The sequence below is a fragment of the Vibrio sp. dhg genome (assembly GCF_003443775.1).
GTDB classification, from domain to species: Bacteria; Pseudomonadota; Gammaproteobacteria; order Enterobacterales; family Vibrionaceae; genus Vibrio; species Vibrio natriegens.
Genome location: NZ_CP028943.1, coordinates 457,076 through 478,677 on the forward strand (window position 1 = coordinate 457,076; position 21,602 = coordinate 478,677).

Below are 21,602 nucleotides of genomic sequence, written 5' to 3' on the forward strand. Positions count from 1 at the left end.
TCTTTTCAGCGCATTATTACTTTGACTTATCAGCCATGTCAGCCAGCCTTTTCAGGCGCTCTTGAATTTTAGGTGGCGCCATATCCGCAATAATCATTAATGATTTGGCCGCTGACTCAGTTAACGGCGGTCGCTTGGGTCTATCGTCTTGCTCGTACCGGTTGCGATAAAGGGATGGATTAATTCGGACATCCACGCTGATCAACTTTGCATAGCCTTGAGTTCGGAGTTTATTGAGGATCATTAGGCGATCGTAGTCGATCTTCATTTTGATGGCAGCGCTAGACACATCGATCAATAGATGACCGTTACGGACATTAGCAACTCGGCAATGATCAGCCGTGCCTTTAGGCAAGATATCCTGTAAGGCTTTGTTGAGCTGCAAGATTTCTCCAGCATGCTCTTGAATCTTCTTAAACTGAGATTCAGCAATAACATCCTCTGTTGAGGTTGGTCGATGATCACGCATAGGTAAAATCTAATTTTGTGGATATACCGCTATTCTAGAGCAGCTTTCTATCTAGGTATAGTTTACATTAGCGTCTTTATTACAATTGGTTTGGACGCCGCATAATGAAAGCAAATTGATAGATTTGGAGAGTTACAATTAAAAATTTGGCTAATCTATCACCACTTTCAATAAAATTTACAGAGTGCTTCAAACAAATAGGTCTATTTATGGTTGTATCGATTAAAAATCCTTACACTAAGCCCCAATGTTTCTAAATTTAGCCTTGAAATATGGATGTTTGGACTCAATATCATTTGTTAAATGATTTATATCAGTATTCTTAGTACCAAACTGGCAGAGACTGAAGGCATTACGAGTAGATCGGGAACGGTCTGATGAAAGAGAGATTCACGAAAAATGATAACTAAGCTACTGACAAAAGTTATTGGCAGTCGCAACGATCGAACACTGCGCCGCCTTAGAAAAATTGTAAAAGAAATTAATAACTACGAGCCGACATTTGAAGCTCTATCTGATGAAGAACTAAAAGCAAAGACTGTTGAATTCCGCGAGCGTCTGGACAAAGGTGAAACTCTCGATCAACTCCTTCCAGAAGCGTTTGCTACCGTTCGTGAAGCGTCTAAGCGTGTTTACGGCATGCGTCACTTCGATGTACAGCTTATTGGTGGTATGGTCCTGAATGCAGGTCAAATCGCGGAAATGCGTACAGGTGAAGGTAAAACTTTAACTGCAACTCTTCCAGCTTACCTAAACGCACTAGCGGGTAAAGGCGTTCATGTTGTAACCGTGAACGATTACTTGGCTAAACGTGACGCAGAGACAAACCGTCCATTATTTGAATTCTTAGGTATGAGCGTTGGCATCAACGTGCCAAACATGCCACCTCAAGAGAAAAAAGAAGCGTACCAAGCTGACATCCTTTACGGAACCAACAACGAGTTTGGCTTTGATTACCTTCGTGACAACATGGCTTTCCGCAATGAAGACCGCGTACAGCGCGAGCGCTTCTTTGCCGTAGTCGATGAGGTTGACTCAATCCTTATCGATGAAGCTCGTACGCCTCTTATCATTTCTGGTCCTGCTGAAGACAGCTCTGAGCTATACACTCGAATCAACTTGCTGATTCCACATCTTGAGAGACAAGATCAAGAAGATTCAGAAGAATACCGTGGTGATGGCCACTACACGTTAGACGAAAAATCGAAACAAGTTTACCTGACTGAAACGGGTCAAGAGTTTGTCGAAGAGCTTCTGGTTAAGAACGGTTTGATGGAAGAGGGCGATACGCTTTACTCTCCAACCAATATCAGCCTACTTCACCACGTGAACGCAGCGCTGCGAGCTCATGTACTGTTTGAACGCAATGTTGATTACATCGTTACTGAAGACGGTGAAGTTGTCATCGTTGATGAACACACTGGTCGTACTATGCCAGGCCGTCGTTGGTCTGAAGGTTTGCACCAAGCTGTAGAAGCGAAAGAAGGCGTTAAGATTCAGAACGAAAACCAAACGCTGGCATCTATTACATTCCAGAACTATTTCCGTCTGTACGAGAAATTGTCAGGTATGACAGGTACTGCCGACACTGAAGCGTTTGAGTTCCAGTCTATCTATGGTTTGGAAACGGTTGTTATTCCAACCAACAAACCAATGATTCGTAATGATATGCCGGATGTGGTGTACCGTACAGAAGCTGAAAAGTTTGCCGCAATCATTGAAGATATCAAAGATCGCGTAGCAAAAGGCCAGCCAACACTAGTAGGTACAGTATCAATCGAGAAATCTGAACTGCTATCTAATGCACTTAAGAAAGCTAAGATTAAACACAACGTACTGAACGCTAAATTCCACGAGAAAGAAGCAGAGATCGTTGCTGAAGCAGGTATGCCGGGCGCTGTGACTATCGCTACAAACATGGCGGGTCGTGGTACCGATATCGTGCTTGGTGGTAGCTGGCAATCTAAAGTTGAAACGTTAGAAAATCCGACTCAAGAGCAAATCGACGCGATTAAAGCGGATTGGAAAGTCGTACACGATAAAGTGTTGGAAGCGGGTGGTCTGCACATCATCGGTACAGAGCGCCACGAATCTCGTCGTATCGATAACCAGCTACGTGGTCGTTCTGGTCGTCAGGGTGATGCAGGTTCTTCACGTTTCTACCTATCAATGGAAGATTCACTGCTGCGCATCTTCACTTCAGACCGCATGGCAAGTTTGATCCAAAGTGGTATGGAAGAAGGCGAAGCGATCGAATCTAAAATGCTTTCTCGCTCGATTGAAAAAGCGCAGCGTAAAGTGGAAGGTCGTAACTTCGATATCCGTAAACAGCTACTTGAATACGATGACGTTGCGAACGATCAGCGTAAAGTCGTTTACGAGCTACGTGATGAGTTGATGAGCGTTGACGATATCAGCGACATGATCGAGCAGAACCGCGAAGACGTGATGACGGCGATCATTGATGAATACATTCCACCACAATCTCTGGAAGATATGTGGGATGTTGAAGGTCTGCAAGAACGCCTGAAAGCGGACTTCGATCTGGACGCACCAATTAAGCAATGGCTTGAAGAAGATGACAAACTTTACGAAGAAGCTCTTCGTGAAAAGATCATTTCACTGGCTGTTGAAGTCTACAAAGCGAAAGAAGAAGTCGTTGGTGAGCAAGTACTGCGTAACTTCGAAAAATCTGTCATGCTACAGACGTTGGATACGCTTTGGAAAGAACACTTGGCAGCAATGGATCACTTGCGTCAAGGTATCCACCTACGTGGTTACGCACAGAAGAACCCGAAACAAGAGTACAAGCGTGAATCGTTTGAGTTGTTCGAAGGTTTGCTAGATGCGTTGAAATCTGATGTTATCACTGTTCTATCTCGTGTACGTGTTCAACAGCAAGAAGAAGTTGAGCGTATGGAAGAGCAACGTCGTGCGCAAGCAGAAGAAGCGGCGCGCCGTGCACAAGCTCAACATGCAGCTGCAGAAAACCAGCTTGCTGATGGTGAAGAATCTGAAGGCGCACACCAACCTGTCGTTCGTGATGAGCGCAAAGTAGGTCGTAATGAGCCTTGTCCATGTGGCAGCGGTAAAAAGTACAAACAGTGCCACGGAAAAATTGACTAACAGAGTTTAGTCACATATTGATAAAGAGTCGCTTAGGCGGCTCTTTTTTTAAGTAAATTTTATTGCTCCCCATAGTGCCACCTTAATGCAGGGCGGGAAGCAGTTCATTTTTAGGAAACGTTCTCCATGAAAAGAATTCACATCGTTGCGGCGATCATTTTTAACCAGGATAAATCGCAGATCTTCATTACTAAACGTCCTGACGATAAACATAAAGGCGGATTTTGGGAGTTTCCTGGTGGAAAAGTAGAGCCGGAAGAGTCTGTGGAGCAGGCGATGATTCGTGAGCTGGAAGAAGAAGTCGGGATCAACGTGACAGAACAGTCTTTGTTTGAGCACCTTGAGTACGACTATCCAGACAAATCTCTGAAATTCGATTTTATCTCCGTCACTTCTTTTGAAAATGAACCATACGGTAAAGAAGGTCAGGAAGGGCGCTGGGTTGATATCAAGAGCTTGCCTGAATATGCATTTCCGGAAGCCAATGTGCCAATCCTTGAGCGTGTTGTACAAGAGTTTTCTTCATAGTTTCGACATTAATCATCTTGTGGTTCGCAAGGTATGTTGTTAGTTTAAAAAGATTGAGCGAAACGAGAGAAACGAGTATAGGTCTCGTTATCCAGAGAAGGAGATAAAACGCAATGGTTCGTATTGCAATCGCAGGAGCAGCTGGCCGCATGGGTCGCAACTTGGTTAAGGCTTCACACCATCATCAAGAAGCGTCAGTAACAGCGGGATCTGAGCGTCCGGAATCATCACTCGTCGGTGTCGATATCGGTGAACTATGTGGTGAAGGCAAATTTGATGTCGTTCTCACGGATGATCTTGCTAAAGACGTGGATAACTTTGATGTCATTATCGACTTTACTGCACCGGTAAGCACTTTGGCTAACCTTGAGCTTTGCAAACAGTATGGCAAAAGCATGGTGATTGGCACCACTGGTTTTAGTGATGAAGAACGTGCGCTTATTGATGAAGCGGCAAAGCAAGTCCCTGTGGTAATGGCTCCTAACTACTCTGTTGGTGTTAACCTAGTCTTCAAGCTGCTGGAAAAAGCAGCCAAAGTCATGGGTGACTACTGCGATATCGAGATTGTTGAAGCACATCATCGCCATAAAGTGGATGCACCATCAGGTACTGCCATTGGTATGGGAGAAGCGATTGCAGGAGCGATGGGTAACAATCTTAATGACGTAGCGGTGTATGCTCGTGAAGGCATTACGGGTGAGCGTACTAAAGATGAGATTGGTTTTGCCACTATTCGTGCTGGTGACATTGTTGGTGAACACACGGCGATGTTTGCTGATATTGGCGAGCGCGTTGAAATTACACACAAAGCAACGGATCGCATGACCTTTGCTAACGGTGCGGTGAAGGCTGCGGTTTGGTTGAGTGCTAAACCTGCAGGTTTTTATACCATGACCGATGTACTGGGTTTGAATGAACTCTAATTACATAATTATTCGCCGGCGTAAGCCGGCTTTTTTATATCTCTAGGTATAGATGTAAAATAAATGATTTAATAACGCTACTATTCTCACGTTAGTTTAGTTGTGTTTTTGGCAGTTTTGTTGTCTATGCTGTCTATATGGCTTAAAAAGTATAGTTATTTTTGGTTGGTTAACGTTTGCGTAAAAATCTCATCTGATTTTGTGATCTGTATAAAGTTCAAATTTGTAAAATTCACAAAAAAGTCATCCCTTCCCATGTAGAGATGTCTAAAACTTGTTGTTTTGGGGGTTATTCTACCTAAACGTCCTTACTTGCTAGAAAAGCATAATTTATTTTTAATTGCTTGTTGACAGGTTTCCTGTCCGTCTTTAGAATACCGCCAATTTGTCTGAAGTACCTATTTATGTAGATTTTATAGGTAAAGGAAGGCATGTTTGCACTTTGATTTATTTTTTTTGCATTTTTATTCTGGAGGTTGTCTTGGGTAAATTAGCACTGTTAGTCCTAGAAGATGGGACAGTGTTCCGCGGAGTGTCCATTGGGGCAGATGGCGTATCCGTCGGTGAAGTCGTTTTCAATACCTCTATGACGGGGTATCAAGAAATCCTCACTGATCCTTCCTATTCTCAGCAAATCGTTACTCTTACTTATCCTCACATTGGCAATACCGGAACCACTTCCGAAGATGAAGAATCCTCTTCTATTCATGCACAAGGCCTTGTGATTCGCGATCTTCCTCTTATCGCTTCTAACTTCCGTAATGAACAATCTCTTTCTGACTACCTTAAATCACAAAATATTGTTGGCATCGCTGACATTGATACGCGCAAACTGACTCGTATCTTGCGTGAGAAAGGTGCGCAGAATGGTTGTATTGTTGCAGGTGACAGCTTAGATGAAGCTTTGGCACTGGCGAAAGCAAAAGAATTCCCGGGTCTGAAAGGAATGGATCTTGCGAAAGTTGTGACAACAAAAGAAGCGTACCAGTGGAAGCAAGGCTCGTGGACGCTTGAAGGTGGACTGCCTGAAGCGAAAGATGACAGCGAGTTGCCATACCACGTTGTAGCATACGACTTTGGCGCAAAGCGAAACATCCTACGCATGTTGGTTGACCGTGGTTGCCGCTTGACGGTTGTACCTGCTGAAACTTCAGCAGAAGAAGTACTGGCTCTAAATCCAGATGGCGTTTTCCTATCAAACGGCCCTGGTGACCCAGAACCATGTACTTACGCGATTGAAGCAACAAAAGTGTTCCTAGAAAAAGGTTTACCTATCTTTGGTATCTGTCTGGGTCACCAAATCCTGGCGCTAGCGTCTGGTGCACAAACTGTGAAAATGAAGTTTGGTCACCACGGTGCGAACCACCCAGTTAAAGATTTAGATCGTAACGTTGTAATGATTACCTCTCAAAACCACGGTTTTGCAGCGGACGAAGCAACGCTACCGGAAAACCTACGTGCAACTCACGTATCTCTATTTGATGGCTCTCTGCAAGGTATCCACCGTACAGATAAGCCAGCATTTAGCTTCCAAGGTCACCCAGAAGCGAGCCCAGGTCCACATGACGCAGCACCGCTTTTTGACCACTTTATCGAACTAATCAAACAACACAGCGCTTAATTCGGAGTAGTAGATAATGCCAAAACGTACTGACATTCAAAGTATTCTAATTCTTGGTGCTGGTCCGATTGTTATCGGTCAGGCATGTGAGTTTGACTACTCTGGCGCACAAGCGTGTAAAGCCCTTCGTGAAGAAGGCTACCGAGTTATTCTGGTTAACTCGAACCCTGCGACAATCATGACTGACCCAGAGATGGCAGATGCGACTTACATCGAGCCAATCCAATGGGAAGTGGTACGCAAGATCATCGAAAAAGAGCGTCCAGATGCGGTTCTACCGACAATGGGTGGTCAGACTGCGCTTAACTGTGCTCTAGACCTAGAGAAGCACGGCGTTCTTGAAGAGTTCGGCGTAGAAATGATTGGTGCAACCGCTGACGCGATTGATAAAGCGGAAGACCGTTCTCGTTTCGATAAAGCAATGAAGTCTATCGGCCTTGAGTGTCCTCGCGCAGATACTGCGAAGAGCATGGAAGAAGCTTACAAAGTTTTAGACATGGTTGGCTTCCCTTGTATCATCCGTCCATCATTTACGATGGGTGGTACTGGTGGCGGTATCGCTTACAACAAAGAAGAATTCGAAGAAATCTGTCGTCGTGGTCTGGATCTTTCTCCGACTAACGAACTGCTTATCGATGAATCTCTAATCGGTTGGAAAGAGTACGAAATGGAAGTAGTTCGCGACAAAGCGGACAACTGTATCATCGTATGTTCAATCGAAAACTTCGACCCAATGGGCATCCACACGGGTGACTCAATCACTGTAGCTCCAGCACAAACACTGACTGACAAAGAATACCAGCTAATGCGTAACGCATCGCTAGCAGTTCTGCGTGAAATCGGTGTGGAAACAGGTGGTTCAAACGTACAGTTTGGTATCAACCCGAAAGATGGCCGTATGGTTATCATCGAGATGAACCCACGTGTATCTCGTTCTTCTGCTCTAGCGTCGAAAGCAACGGGTTTCCCAATCGCTAAGATTGCAGCGAAACTGGCTGTTGGCTTTACTCTGGACGAGCTACAAAACGACATCACTGGTGGTGCAACTCCAGCATCATTCGAACCAACTATCGACTACGTAGTAACTAAGATTCCTCGCTTTAACTTCGAGAAATTTGCAGGTGCTAACGACCGTCTGACAACACAGATGAAGTCAGTTGGTGAGGTGATGGCGATTGGTCGTAACCAACAAGAATCTCTTCACAAAGCTCTACGTGGCCTAGAAGTTGGCGCGACTGGCTTTGATGAGATGGTTGATCTAGAAGCGCCAGACGCACTGACTAAGATTCGTCACGAGCTGAAAGAAGCTGGTGCTGAGCGTATCTGGTACATTGCTGACGCATTCCGTGCGGGCATGTCTGTTGATGGTGTTTTCAATCTGACTAACATCGACCGCTGGTTCCTGGTTCAAATTGAAGAACTAGTGAAACTAGAAGAAGAAGTGAAAGCAGGCGGTTACGCTGGCTTGACCAAAGACGTTCTTCGTCAACTTAAGCGCAAAGGCTTCTCTGATGCTCGCCTGTCTAAATTACTTGGTGTTGCTGAAAGCGAAATTCGTCGCGCTCGTGAACAGTTCGACATTCACCCGGTTTACAAACGTGTGGACACGTGTGCAGCAGAATTCTCTTCTGACACGGCTTACATGTACTCATCTTACGATGAAGAGTGTGAAGCAAACCCAACAGACAAAGACAAGATCATGGTTCTTGGCGGCGGTCCAAACCGTATCGGCCAAGGTATAGAATTCGATTACTGTTGTGTACACGCATCGCTAGCACTGCGCGAAGACGGTTACGAAACCATTATGGTTAACTGTAACCCAGAAACGGTATCTACTGACTACGATACGTCTGACCGTTTGTACTTCGAACCAGTAACGCTGGAAGACGTATTGTCTATCGCTCGCGTTGAAAAGCCAAAAGGTGTGATTGTTCAGTACGGTGGTCAAACGCCACTTAAACTGGCTCGCGCACTAGAAGCTGCAGGCGTGCCAATCATTGGTACTAGCCCAGATGCAATCGACCGCGCAGAAGACCGTGAGCGTTTCCAAGCTGCTGTTGAGCGTCTAGGCCTTCTTCAACCACAAAACGCTACCGTTACAACGATGGAGCAAGCGGTTGAGAAGTCTAAAGAAATCGGCTTCCCATTGGTTGTTCGTCCATCTTACGTACTAGGTGGCCGTGCGATGGAAATCGTATACGACGAGCAAGACTTACGTCGCTACTTCAACGAAGCTGTAAGCGTATCGAACGAGTCTCCAGTTCTACTAGACCGTTTCCTTGATGATGCAACTGAAGTTGATATCGACGCTATCTGTGATGGTGAGCGTGTTGTTATCGGCGGTATCATGGAGCACATCGAGCAAGCAGGTGTTCACTCAGGTGACTCAGCATGTTCACTTCCAGCTTACACGCTAAGCCAGGAAATCCAGGATAAGATGCGTGAGCAAGTTGAGAAGTTAGCATTTGAACTAGGTGTACGCGGTCTGATGAACACTCAGTTTGCAGTGAAAGGCAACGACGTTTACCTAATCGAAGTTAACCCTCGTGCTGCGCGTACGGTACCATTCGTTTCGAAAGCTACAGGCGCACCACTAGCGAAAATCGCTGCACGTGTAATGGCGGGTCAATCTCTAGAGTCGCAAGGCTTTACTAAAGAGATTATTCCTCCTTACTACTCAGTGAAAGAAGTGGTTCTACCGTTCAACAAATTCCCTGGTGTTGACCCACTATTGGGCCCAGAAATGCGCTCAACAGGTGAAGTAATGGGTGTTGGTGCAACGTTTGCAGAAGCTTATGCAAAAGCAGAACTAGGCTGTGGCAGCGTTTACCCTGAAGGTGGCCGTGCGCTACTATCAGTACGTGAAGGCGATAAAGAGCGTGTGGTTGACCTGGCTTCTAAGCTAGTGAAACTAGGCTACCAGTTGGATGCGACACACGGTACAGCTGTAATTCTAGGTGAAGCGGGTATCAACCCTCGTCTAGTAAACAAAGTACACGAAGGTCGTCCTCACATTCTTGACCGTATTAAGAACAACGAATACACCTACATCGTGAACACGGCGGCAGGTCGTCAAGCGATTGAAGATTCGAAAGTTCTACGCCGTGGCGCATTGGCAGAGAAAGTGAACTACACAACAACGCTAAACGCAGCGTTCGCTACGTGTATGTCTCACACAGCTGATGCAAAAGCGTCTGTGACTTCTGTTCAAGAGCTACACGCTAAAGTGAAAGCGAGTCTAGAAGCGTAATAGATAAAAAATCAGTAAGCTCGTTAATGAGAGCTTATATGACAACCTCATTGCCCGCTCATTAGAGCGGGCTTTTTTATTTTTGACGTACGCAATTACAATTGATGAAAATCTGGAATAGGTTGGTGTCTTGCCTTTCCTTTTGCGCTTAGTCTGATTAATGCTACCGTTGCCTTCCTTTTGGTATCTCATTGACAAGGAAGCATAAGTGGAAATCACGTTTGAGGTTTTAGTCGCACTGTTTGTTGTAGCATCTGCAGCAGGCTTTATTGATGCTATGGCGGGTGGAGGCGGTTTGTTGACACTTCCTGCGTTACTGGCTGCAGGGCTTAGCCCGACTCAGGCGTTGGCAACGAACAAACTGCAAAGCTCATTCGGTAGTTTTTCCGCGAGTTGGTATTTTGTGCGCAATGGCATCGTCAGCCTAAAAGAGATGCGCATTGCTATCTTGTGTACTTTTGTTGGTTCTGCAATTGGCGCTGAGGCGGTGCAATTTGTCGATGCCGGCGTGCTGACCAGCTTAATTCCGGTCCTTCTCATTGCTATTTCACTCTATTTTTTACTTGCGCCAACAACGAAAAAAACAGGCGGCGAACCAAGGATTTCAGAGGCAATGTTTGCGCTTTGTATCGGTGGTGGCGTAGGTTTTTATGACGGATTTTTTGGCCCTGGAACCGGGTCTATCTTTACGGTTTGTTTTGTTGTTCTCGGCCATTTCTCTTTAGTTGATGCTACCGCACGGACCAAGATCCTCAACTTCACTTCTAATATTGCAGCACTGTTGTTTTTTGTACTAGCTGGTCTGCCCGTATGGGAGATAGGCTTAACTATGGCTGTTGGTGGTTTTATTGGTGCTCAACTTGGGGCAAAGGTGGTGGTGACGAAGGGACAAAAGTGGATTCGTCCCCTAGTGATCACCATGTCGATGTTGATGGCACTAAAACTTCTTTGGCAACAACATCAGCAATGGATTCTATCAGTGTTTTAACCCGTTGATTACGACAGGTGTTATGGCGCAGGCAAACGTGAATTGGGCGGATAAGGTGCGCTAGCTGTTCGAACTCAAAGCGGTATTTTTCGTCGATTTTGAGTGTGTTGATGATGGATTTTGGAATCAAAGCGGGTGCCATACCCGCTAATGCTAATTGTGCCGCCGCGGTATAGGAGTCCATTTCCATGATGGGTTCAATATTGTACTTAGACAGAATTGCTTGCTGATAAGTATTGGCCGGATTACTCAAATCATTAGTCAGCACTGCTGTTGGTAACGTGGTCAGTGGATGTTTACTAATGATCGAGAAGGGTTCATCGGCGAGGTGAAAACTCATCAGACCGTGATGAGGAGGCAAATAGCCGGCACAGAACCCAAGCGTTGCTTTGCCTGACTTTACATTTTCTATGATTCTTGGCGTATGGTTGGTAGAGATGCGCAGATAGGGATCGTCTGAAAATCGTTCTTCCATGATCAAACTCAGATAGCCCGCAACTAACGTTTCAGAGCAATCTAGCTTAATCAGCGACGTATCTTCGAGCACTTGTTGATCGTGGATTTGACCGATTAACTCATTGAAGGTTGGTTCAATGGTAGCAATGAGTGCAAGTGCGTCTGAGGTCAGTTTGATGTGCCTGCCGCTTGGCTCAATTAGCTTTTTCCCGATTTTCTTTTCCAGGTTGGCAATACGTTTACTCACCGCAGACTGGCTAATGTACAACTGACTGCCAGTTCGGCTCATGGTTTTTTCTCTACTCAGAACAAGTAACGTCTCAATGCCTTCTAGTAACATACCAATTGATGAAAATGAGGAATAGTAGAGCTAATTTAACCAAATATAGAACAGTAAGCGAGCATAACAGGACAAATAAAAAGAGCCGATGTTACGACCGGCTCTTAAAAGTGTTCTTGGTGAAGGGGAGTTAACGATTGATGGCGAACGTAGGCAAAGACAAGTGCCAGCGGATCGCACCAAGACGGATTATCAATGTTGAGCTTACACAAGCGATCAGCGCTGTTGAGTGGTCATAGCCCATTGCAATCGCGGTTGTATGGAATATCCCGCCAATAATACAGGCTGTTGCATACACTTCACTTCTTAGTACCATCGGTACCTCTCGCGCCAGTACATCACGTATGATGCCACCACCACATCCGGTTATCACGCCCATAATCACAGCGACCATTCCTGAAGCATTATAAGTCAGGGCTTTTTCTACTCCGATACCGACGAAGACAGCAAGACCAATAGCATCGCAAACGGGCAAAACCCACCAAGGAAGGCGCTTGGGACGGCGGACTATCAACATGGTTAATAGACAGGTGATAAAGATAACCCAGAGGTAGGTCGGGTCAGTGACCCAAAATACAGGTGTGGCACCCAGTGCCATATCTCGGATTGTTCCACCACCAATAGCGGTGACGCTACCGAGCACAATCACGCCGAATGGATCCATCTTTAACCGGCCAGCCAGTAATACACCTGAAATGGCGAATATAGCAGTGCCGAATAAGTCGATCATGTAAAGCAGCATGGAGTCCATGTTACTTGGTACCTTTAAGCAAAGTGATAAAAAATGGGCGCAAATTGTACGGTATTTGCCACGAAAACGTTAGCGTTTTTGGCGTACGCTTTCAAAGTAATCACACACTTCTGTGATGGCGTTAAGTGTTCTCGGTGTCGGACGGTTAATCCAGTCAGCATTCAATGACCAAATATGTCCATCTTTTAAAGCAGGCGCTTCATTCTTCCATTCAGACCACATCCCGTCACTACTCATGGCATGACGCGAAGTAAAAATGACGTCTGGTTGGCGAGTGATGATTTGCTCGATGCTGACCTGAGGGTAGGGAGAACCCGCACTGTAAAATATGTTTTCGCCGCCACAAAAGCTAAACACTTCACTCGGCCAGTTTTTTCCTGCGACCGTGATGATTGGTTTTTCACTGAGCTGGTAAAAATAACGGACCTTGTCTTCGGTGTTGTATTTGTCTTGCAAGACTTTCAACTGGGTTCGAAAGTCATCAGCGGCTTTCTGGCCTATTTGTGGATTTTCGCTGTACTGACTCAATTGTTCGATGTTGTTGGCGATGTCCATCAGTGAGCTGGAAGTAGAGTAATAAATGGGTACATCAAACTGAGCGAGCTTTTCCAATTCTTTGGCTGGATTACCTGAAGGCCAGGCAATGACCAAATCCGGACGCAGCGCAATGATACGTTCGAGCTTTATTCCCTGGTAATTAGAGACTTTCTCCAGCTTATTCGCTTGTTCAGGATAATCACTCATTTCGCTCACTGCGATTAATTTGTCCCCAAGCCCTGCGGCATAGGCAATCTCGGTTGCGTGTGGAGCTAAGCTAATTACACGTTGCGCTGGCTCGTTAGCCAGTACGATTGATGAAAACAAAATTGAAATTGATACGGCAATTTTAGACATCATAATCCTTGATAAATCAGTCCTAGAAGAAGGCTTTGGATAACAATCCAAGCAAAAATACGCCAAACCAAGAGAGCTTGGATCTGCGCGAGATGTATAGCAGACGGCGCAATACGCCCACCTATTTTAGCTCGCTCTGCTCGTGTTCCCTGGTAAAGAGCTGGGCCACCCAAAGAGAGTTGTAACTTGTTCCCGACACTACACAGTAACCACGCTGGTCCGGGTAACGGCCAGGATTGTGCTTGTTGGCTTATTCCGCTAATCACAGCCGACAAACTCTTCCCAGATGCGATAAACAGAGCGAACAAGCGCAACGGGATGATTTCAAGTGCAGCGAGAAGTTGAATGGCGGGTTTGCCAAATGGTGAGTATTGTTTTCGGCTCGGTGACCAGGTACGTGCAAGCTCTGCGATAAGTCGGTAGAGGAAAGCACCAATACCACCTGCAAGTGCGTACCAGAAGAGAACGCAGACAACATTTCGGCCGTAGCCCATTATGATCGTTTCCGCTCCCGCTTTTCCTATCCCTAACAGAGAAAGGCTGTTTGTATCACGATTGAGGTACGGTCTTAATCGTTGGCGACATAAAGGTTTGTCCTCATTGGACATAGCGCTAACGAGCTGTTTGGTTAACCTCTCGCTGCTTCGCCAATCTAACGCGAGCAGCAATAATGCTAACTCGTATAGTGGCGCTTTCCATACCAGAGGCTTTAAGGCAATCAATAGCACCAAACAAGGCAATATCATGATGAGAATGGAAAGGATGCCTGCCAGTATGCTTTGCGAATAGCTATGGTGTCGGTTCACCTTTATGGTCAGCTGCTCTGCTATTTTTCGCCATAAAGTGAAAGGATGAGCGGAGTTAGGGATAGGTAAAACGAGATGAAACAACAGTGCGCCCCACATTACAAGGAGCGCACCATTGGCGTAAAGTTGCTGAAAAGTTTCTTCCATGAATGGTTCGATTTATTTAACCGACTCGACTTACTTTACTAGCTCTAGCATTTTGAACACCATTTCTGAGGAGCTTTTCGCCGCTAACGGTAAAAACTCTTCGAAGCTCATTGGTGATTCTTTGTCTGCTACGTCTGAAATGGCACGTACCACCACAAATGGCGTATTGAACTGGTGGCAAGTCTGAGCAATTGCTGATGCTTCCATCTCTACTGCGATCACAGATGGGAAGTGCTCGCGGATAAATGCTTGACGTTCAGCGGTGCAAACGAAAGCATCACCAGTACAAATAAGGCCGCGTACCGCGTGTTTGTTTTCCATCTTAGCTAATGCTTTTTCTGCCAGCTCCATCAGCTTTTCGTCCGCTTTGAATGCCGCAGGTTGGCCAGCCATTTGGCCTATTTCGTAGCCGAATGCTGTTACGTCTGCATCGTGGTGACGAACTTCAGTTGAGATGACCACATCACCTAGGTTCAGGCTGGAGTCGAAACCACCAGCAGAGCCCGTGTTGATTACAACGTCAGGTTGGTATTCATCAAGTAAGATAGTCGTACCCACAGCAGCGGCTACTTTACCGATGCCCGATTGCAGAAGTACTACATCTACACCGTTAATTTGACCAGAGAAATACGTACAGCCTGCTTTGTTAACCGTCTGGCAGTTTGTCATTGCTTCTTTCAGGATGGTCACTTCTTGTTCCATCGCGCCGATGATACCAACTTTCATAACACTCTCTTTGGGTAATAAAATATTCATTCGGGCGAGAGTATAACACTCACCAGAGTCAGTTTTCTATTTGATGAGCCCTGCGTCAGAGAGTTCAGTGCGTAATTGTTTTGCTCGCTTTCTGTTGACGCCAAAATCGGAGTATCCAATACGCGATTCAGAGCGAACGATGAGCTTATCGTCACTGATTTTTAGCTCAAGATCATCAACAAAGCGCATGATTTTGGAAGTACATTCAATACGTAGGTAATCGCCTTCTTTTACCGCCGTTTTTGCCCCCGGCAGTTTGAGAGCCGCTTGCTCAATCGCATCGAGTGTTGCGGACTCTGTCAGCAGGAAAGGTTCAAGGTAGTGCTCTTCACGAGAATCTTGGGTTGATACGCAATTTGGCTTATTACCACATGGTGTTTGCGAGCGATCGGTCATGGTTGGTACTCCTTGGCTGCACGCAGTTAAGCTGAAAAGAACGATAGAAAGGAGAGCGAATTTTTTCATGGTATTGATTCCTTGTGGTAGGAATTTAGTCGTGCAAATTTTTTGTTATGTAATTATATGTAATAAAAGAAAAAAGGACCCAATAATCGGGTCCTTTTGAGAGATTTAACGTGTTGAACGTTAGACGTCCAGGTAGTCGAGGATACCTTCGGCTGCTTTTCGACCTTCGTCAATCGCGGTTACCACTAAGTCTGAGCCGCGTACCGCATCGCCACCAGCAAAGATTTTTTCGTTACTGGTTTGGTACTGAAACTCTTGCTTCAGAGGCGCTTTAATTCGGCCCCACTGGTCAAGATCAACATTGAAAGGTGTTAACCAATCCATTTGATGCGGTTGGAAACCAAATGCCATGATCACAGCGTCAGCAGCTAAAACATGCTCACTACCTTCAACAGGCTCAGGACGACGTCGGCCTGCTTCATCTGGTTCACCAAGTGCTGTTTTCACCACTTTCACGCCAGTTACATTACCCGATGCGTTGACTTCTAATCCCAAAGGTTGAAGGTTGAACATGAATTTCACGCCTTCTTCTTTGGCATTTTTGACTTCTCGGCGTGAGCCCGGCATGTTGGCTTCGTCACGACGATACGCACAGATTACGTTGGATGCACCCTGACGGATAGAAGTACGTACACAGTCCATTGCGGTATCACCACCACCAAGTACCACGACTTTTTTACCAGCCATATCGATATAAGGCTGGCTATTTTTCAGGTTCATCACTTTATAGGTGTTGGAAATCAAAAATGGCAGAGCGTCATAAACACCTGGTGCATCTTCATTTTCCAAACCCGCACGCATGTTTTTGTAGGTACCCACACCAAGGAAAACGGCATCGTAATCATCGATAAGTTCTTGCATCTGCACGTCTTTACCGACTTCTACGTTCATGCGGAACTCGACGCCCATCTCAGTGAAAACGCGGCGGCGATTTTCCATCACCCCTTTTTCGAGTTTGAAAGAAGGGATACCGAAGGTCAGCAGACCGCCAATCTCTGGATAACGGTCAAACACCACAGGCTTTACACCGTTACGGACTAAAATATCGGCAGCCGCCAAACCTGCTGGCCCAGCACCGATGATGGCGACTTTTTTGTCGGTCCATTCGACTTTAGACATATCCGGCTTCCAGCCCATTTCAAAGGCTTTGTCGGTGATGTACTTTTCTATGTTACCGATGGTTACCGCACCAAAGTCATCATTCAGTGTACAGGACCCTTCACACAAGCGGTCTTGTGGACAAACACGTCCACACACTTCTGGCAAACTATTGGTTTGATGTGACAGCTCTGCCGCTTCCAGAATACGTCCTTCGTTGGCCAGTTTTAGCCATTGAGGAATGTAGTTGTGTACCGGACATTTCCATTCACAGTATGGGTTACCGCAATCCAGACAACGGTCAGCTTGTGCCGTTGCCTGTTGTTTAGTAAACGGTTCGTAGATTTCGACAAACTCAATCTTACGAATTTTAATTGGCTTTTTCGCCGGATCTACGCGTTGAACATCGATAAATTGATAAACGTTCTGGCTCATGATTCAAACATCCTCCATGATTTATTGGGCTTGAACGCGCAGTTCAGCAGCGCTACGACTTTGGTGACCTAGCAGGGTATTCAAATCTGCCGCTTGAGGTTTCACCAAGTAGAACTTCGGAATCCATTCGTCAAAGTTCGCCAAAATATGCTCTGCATGGCTAGAGCCGGTTTCTTCTAAATGCTCTGCAATCAGACCGCGAAGATGTTCTTGATGTATATACAAGTCAGACAGCGAAATGGCTTCAACCGACTCGTTGTTTACACGGCCTTGGAAGCTTTGGTTTTCATCCAGCACATAGGCAAAGCCGCCTGTCATACCCGCACCAAAGTTCACGCCTGTCGCACCAAGAATCGCGACAATACCACCTGTCATGTATTCACAGGCGTTATCACCTGCACCTTCAATGACCGCGATGGTGCCAGAGTTACGGACACCAAAGCGTTCACCCGCTTTACCCGCCGCAAACAGTTTTCCGCCCGTTGCGCCATACAAACAGGTGTTACCGATGATGGTCGCTTCATTACATTTGAACGCAGTACCTAAGTGTGGCTTGATAGCAATCTTGCCTCCCGCCATACCTTTACCGACGTAGTCGTTGGCATCACCAGTAAGGTAAAGTTCTACACCACCAGCGTTCCATACACCAAATGACTGGCCTGCAGTGCCATCGAGATGCAGCTTAATCGGTGAGGCCGCCAGCCCTTGGTTACCGTAGCGTTTTGCAATTTCACCTGACAGGCGCGCGCCTACTGAGCGGTCGGTGTTGATCACATTGTAGTAGAAGCTGGCTGAACGGCCTTCTTCGACAGCATTAATAGCGTCATCAACGATGCGTTGGTTCAGCTCTGCTCTGTCAAATGGTGCATTTGGCTCGGTCCAGAACAGCGGATGTCCTTCTGGAGAAACTGGTGCTTCGAGAATATTGGACAGATCCAGTTTGGTTTGTTTTGCGGTGAAACCTTCAACAGCTTCAAGTAGGTCAGTACGACCAATCAAGTCAGTCAGCTTCTCGACGCCAAGCTCTGCAAGCAGACCACGTACTTCTTCAGCCAAACCGGTGAAGTAATTTATTACCATTTCAGGTAAGCCTTTGAAGTACTCTTTACGCAGGGTTTCATCCTGAGTTGCAACACCTGTCGCACAGTTGTTTAGGTGACAGATACGCAAGAATTTACAGCCCATTGCTACCATTGGCGCGGTACCAAAACCAAAGCTCTCAGCACCTAGAATAGCGGCTTTAACCACGTCTAAACCAGTTTTCAGACCACCGTCAACCTGCAAGCGAATTTTGTGACGCAGACCGTTGGCAACCAGAGCTTGTTGAGTTTCAGCTAGGCCTAGCTCCCAAGGGCTACCAGCGTATTTCACCGAGGTTAGTGGGCTTGCCGCTGTACCACCGTCATAACCAGAGATAGTGATAAGGTCAGCATAGGCTTTTGCCACACCTGTAGCGATAGTGCCAACGCCTGGTTCAGATACAAGCTTCACCGAAACCAATGCTTTCGGGTTAACTTGTTTCAGGTCGAAGATCAGCTGCGCCAAGTCCTCAATCGAGTAAATATCGTGGTGAGGAGGAGGGGAGATCAGCGTCACGCCTTGCACGGAATAACGCAACTTAGCGATTTCCGCCGTGACTTTATGTCCAGGAAGCTGGCCACCTTCACCCGGTTTTGCGCCTTGAGCTACTTTGATTTGCAGCACATCCGCGTTAGTTAAGTAATGTGGCGTTACACCAAAGCGACCCGAGGCAATCTGTTTAATACGCGAGTTACGCTCGGTACCAAAACGGCGAGGATCTTCACCACCTTCACCAGAGTTTGAGTAACCACCGAGTCGGTTCATCGCGGTTGCAAGTGCTTCGTGTGCTTCTGGACTCAATGCACCGATAGACATCGCAGCAGAGTCGAAACGTTTGAACAGGTCGTTTTTCGGTTCCACTTTATCCAGTGATAACGGGGTATCGGCTTTCTTCAGTGTCATTAAGTCACGCAGCATCGCAACCGGACGTTGGTTTACCTGCTTCGCGTAACTATGATAGTCATTGATATCGCCTGATTTCACTGCAGTTTGCAGCGTACCGACAACATCTGGGTTGTAGGCATGGTATTCACCATCGTGTACGTATTTCAGCAAGCCACCTTGTTCGAGTGATTTACGTTTCGTCCAAGCTTTACGGGAAAGGTTAGTCAGATCTTGCTGGAAGTCTTCAAAGTTCGCCCCGGCAATTCGAGTGGTCACACCTTTAAAGCACAGGTCTACGACTTGCTGGCTCAAACCTACAGCTTCAAAAAGCTGCGAGCAACGGTATGAGGCGATGGTCGAGATGCCCATTTTCGACATGATTTTGTACAGACCTTTATTGATGCCGTACTGGTAGTTCTGCATCACGTCGCGGTAGTCTTTGTTTAGTACGCCATCATCAACCAGCTTACCTAGCGCTTCATAAGCTAAGTATGGATAAACCGCCGTGGCACCGAAGCCAAGCAGTACTGCAAATTGATGTGGATCTCGTGCCGTTGCTGTTTCGACGACAATGTTTGCATCACAGCGCAAATTGGCATTAGCGAGGCGAGTTTGTACTGCCCCTACCGCCATTGCCGCAGGAATTGGTAGTCTGCCTTTTACTAAGGCGCGATCAGATAGGACGACCAGAACGGTACCTTCACGAACCACTTGCTCCGCTTGATCACACAGGAAATTGATGGCTTGTTCGAGGTCTCTTTCTTCCGGATCGTAATTGATATCGAGAATCGTATTGCGATAGTGATCGTCACTCAATCCCAGCAGTTGCTGCATATCCGAATAGAGCAGAACGGGTGAATCGAACGTCACACGATGTGCGTGCCCGTCGGTTTCACAGAAGACGTTCATCTCCTGACCGATGCTGGTTGCCAGCGACATGACGTGTTGCTCGCGTAGAGGATCGATTGGTGGGTTGGTGACCTGAGCAAATTTCTGACGGAAGTAATCGGTCACTAGACGCTCTTTTGACGACAGCACGGCCATCGGTGTGTCATCACCCATCGAGCCAACCGCTTCTTGTCCCATTTCACCAAGAACACGCAGTACTTGGTCGACTTCTTCGTTGGTCATGGCGAATTGCTTTTGATAAGTCTTAAGCAAGTCTTCATCAAAATTACGTTCACCAACCTGATCTTCAGACAGTTCTGAAAACGGCGTTAATTTGCGGACGTTGTTTGCCATCCATTCACGGTACGGGTGACGGCTTTTCAGATCGTTGTCGATCTCGCTTGATTGCCACAATTTACCTTTGCGGGTATCGACAACCAGCAGCTCACCCGGACCTACACGACCTTTTTGCGCCACTTCATCTGGCGCGTAATTCCAAATACCAACCTCTGAGGCAAGCGTGATCAACTTGTCTTTGGTGATCACATAACGAGCCGGACGCAAGCCGTTTCTATCTAAGTTACATGCAGCGTAACGGCCATCAGATAATACGATGCCCGCAGGGCCGTCCCATGGTTCCATGTGCTTCGAGTTGAAATCGTAGAAAGCACGCAGATCCTGATCCATATCTGGGTGATTCTGCCATGCTGGCGGCACAAGCATGCGCATCGCACGGAAGATATCCATACCACCTGCCAGGAATAGGTCCAGCATGTTATCTAAGCTGGAAGAATCTGAGCCTGTTTCATTAACAAATGGTGCAGCAGTTTGCAGATCGGGTAACAGCGGAGATGAGAATTTGTAAGCACGAGCTCTCGCCCACTGACGGTTACCTTCAATGGTATTGATCTCACCGTTATGTGCCAGATAGCGGAACGGTTGGGCTAATGGCCAACGAGGTTGCGTGTTAGTAGAAAAACGCTGGTGGAACAGACAAATCGCAGATTCCATACGAAGATCAGCAAGATCCAGATAGAAGCGCGGTAGATCCGCTGGCATGCAAAGTCCTTTATAGACTAACACTTGGGTTGATAAGCTACAGATATAAAAGTCAGGATCTTCCGTGATCTGCTTTTCAATGCGACGTCGAGCTATATATAGACGGCGTTCAATATCTCGCTCGCGCCATCCCGCTGGTGCGGAGATAAATACCTGTTGGATGTTTGGCACTGAGTGAAGGGCAATCGGGCCCAGCACTTCGGAATTTGTTGGTACTTCTCGCCAACCCGCAACAGTCAGAGTTTCTTGAGCGAGTTCTTTGTTAACGATTTCTCGCGCTTGCTGAGCTTTGATAGGATCTTGGCTAAAGAAAATCATCCCCACGGCATATTGCTTACCAAGGTTAAAACCATTTTCTTCGGCGACTAGGCGTAAGTAGGAATCGGGCTTTTGTAGTAGAAGACCACAACCATCACCAGTTTTACCATCGGCGGCAATACCACCACGGTGGGTCATACGGTCAAGCGCAGAAATTGCTGTACGAACCAGCTTGTGACTTTGCTCGCCTTCCATATGAGCGATCAAGCCAAATCCACAGTTGTCTTTCTCAAGACTTGGATCATAAAGAGCCATTGCAATTCTCCCTTTGCTTATCTGTCATCCCGACAGATACATCAACACTGCTTATGTTGATAGT

At 46.5% G+C, this 21,602-nt stretch carries 15 protein-coding genes; 6 read left to right on the forward strand and 9 right to left on the reverse strand.

Going from position 1 to position 21,602, the window contains the following annotated elements:
• Positions 1–16 precede the first annotated feature (16 nt).
• Positions 17–469: a DUF721 domain-containing protein gene (locus tag DBX26_RS02180; RefSeq protein WP_014230808.1), complete on the reverse strand. Its 453-nt coding sequence runs from the start codon at positions 467–469 to the stop codon at positions 17–19.
• A gap of 399 nt (positions 470–868) precedes the next feature.
• On the opposite strand from DBX26_RS02180, the gene secA reads away from it, so the two are divergent.
• The 6 genes from secA to DBX26_RS02210 all read left to right on the forward strand — a co-directional run bounded on the left by secA (position 869) and on the right by DBX26_RS02210 (position 10,905).
• A complete protein-coding gene (secA, locus tag DBX26_RS02185; RefSeq protein ID WP_014230809.1) occupies positions 869–3,595 on the forward strand; it encodes a preprotein translocase subunit SecA in 2,727 nt (908 codons plus the stop codon).
• A 126-nt stretch (positions 3,596–3,721) separates the two neighbouring features.
• Positions 3,722–4,123: an 8-oxo-dGTP diphosphatase MutT gene (gene mutT / locus DBX26_RS02190; RefSeq protein ID WP_014230810.1), complete on the forward strand. Its 402-nt coding sequence runs from the start codon at positions 3,722–3,724 to the stop codon at positions 4,121–4,123.
• A gap of 113 nt (positions 4,124–4,236) precedes the next feature.
• Positions 4,237–5,046, forward strand: coding sequence for a 4-hydroxy-tetrahydrodipicolinate reductase (gene dapB / locus DBX26_RS02195; RefSeq protein WP_014230811.1), 810 nt, complete (start codon positions 4,237–4,239; stop codon positions 5,044–5,046).
• 481 nt (positions 5,047–5,527) lie between these two features.
• Positions 5,528–6,667, forward strand: coding sequence for a glutamine-hydrolyzing carbamoyl-phosphate synthase small subunit (gene carA, locus DBX26_RS02200; RefSeq protein ID WP_014230812.1), 1,140 nt, complete (start codon positions 5,528–5,530; stop codon positions 6,665–6,667).
• A gap of 16 nt (positions 6,668–6,683) precedes the next feature.
• Positions 6,684–9,917 carry a carbamoyl-phosphate synthase large subunit gene (carB, locus tag DBX26_RS02205; RefSeq protein ID WP_014230813.1) on the forward strand — a complete coding sequence of 1,078 codons (3,234 nt, stop codon included), beginning with the start codon at positions 6,684–6,686 and terminating at the stop codon, positions 9,915–9,917.
• A 208-nt stretch (positions 9,918–10,125) separates the two neighbouring features.
• Positions 10,126–10,905 carry a TSUP family transporter gene (locus DBX26_RS02210; RefSeq protein WP_014230814.1) on the forward strand — a complete coding sequence of 260 codons (780 nt, stop codon included), beginning with the start codon at positions 10,126–10,128 and terminating at the stop codon, positions 10,903–10,905.
• Here the strand turns inward: DBX26_RS02210 and DBX26_RS02215 are convergent.
• The 8 genes from DBX26_RS02215 to gltB form a co-directional block, all read right to left on the reverse strand.
• Positions 10,832–11,701, reverse strand: a complete 870-nt coding sequence (locus DBX26_RS02215; RefSeq protein WP_118117712.1) for a LysR family transcriptional regulator — start codon at positions 11,699–11,701, stop codon at positions 10,832–10,834. The genes DBX26_RS02210 and DBX26_RS02215 overlap by 74 nt on opposite strands.
• A gap of 130 nt (positions 11,702–11,831) precedes the next feature.
• On the reverse strand, positions 11,832–12,452 hold the full coding sequence (locus tag DBX26_RS02220; RefSeq protein WP_065296344.1) for a TRIC cation channel family protein: 621 nt from the start codon (positions 12,450–12,452) through the stop codon (positions 11,832–11,834).
• Between the two features lie 69 nt (positions 12,453–12,521).
• Positions 12,522–13,346 (reverse strand): vitamin B12 ABC transporter substrate-binding protein BtuF, encoded by an 825-nt coding sequence (gene btuF, locus DBX26_RS02225; RefSeq protein ID WP_162889716.1) that lies wholly within the window; start codon positions 13,344–13,346, stop codon positions 12,522–12,524.
• Positions 13,346–14,299, reverse strand: coding sequence for a cobalamin biosynthesis family protein (locus DBX26_RS02230; RefSeq protein ID WP_118117716.1), 954 nt, complete (start codon positions 14,297–14,299; stop codon positions 13,346–13,348). The genes btuF and DBX26_RS02230 overlap by 1 nt, the downstream gene beginning before the upstream one ends.
• A 30-nt stretch (positions 14,300–14,329) precedes the next feature.
• Positions 14,330–15,025, reverse strand: coding sequence for a 5'-methylthioadenosine/S-adenosylhomocysteine nucleosidase (mtnN, locus tag DBX26_RS02235; RefSeq protein WP_014230819.1), 696 nt, complete (start codon positions 15,023–15,025; stop codon positions 14,330–14,332).
• A 66-nt stretch (positions 15,026–15,091) separates the two neighbouring features.
• The gene (locus tag DBX26_RS02240) at positions 15,092–15,520 is read right to left on the reverse strand and encodes a DUF1499 domain-containing protein (RefSeq protein WP_020335900.1); all 429 of its coding nucleotides are present in this window, start codon (positions 15,518–15,520) and stop codon (positions 15,092–15,094) included.
• Between the two features lie 120 nt (positions 15,521–15,640).
• On the reverse strand, positions 15,641–17,053 hold the full coding sequence (locus tag DBX26_RS02245; RefSeq protein ID WP_014230821.1) for an FAD-dependent oxidoreductase: 1,413 nt from the start codon (positions 17,051–17,053) through the stop codon (positions 15,641–15,643).
• A gap of 21 nt (positions 17,054–17,074) precedes the next feature.
• A complete protein-coding gene (gene gltB, locus DBX26_RS02250) occupies positions 17,075–21,538 on the reverse strand; it encodes a glutamate synthase large subunit (RefSeq protein ID WP_118117718.1) in 4,464 nt (1,487 codons plus the stop codon).
• Positions 21,539–21,602: the final 64 nt, after the last annotated feature.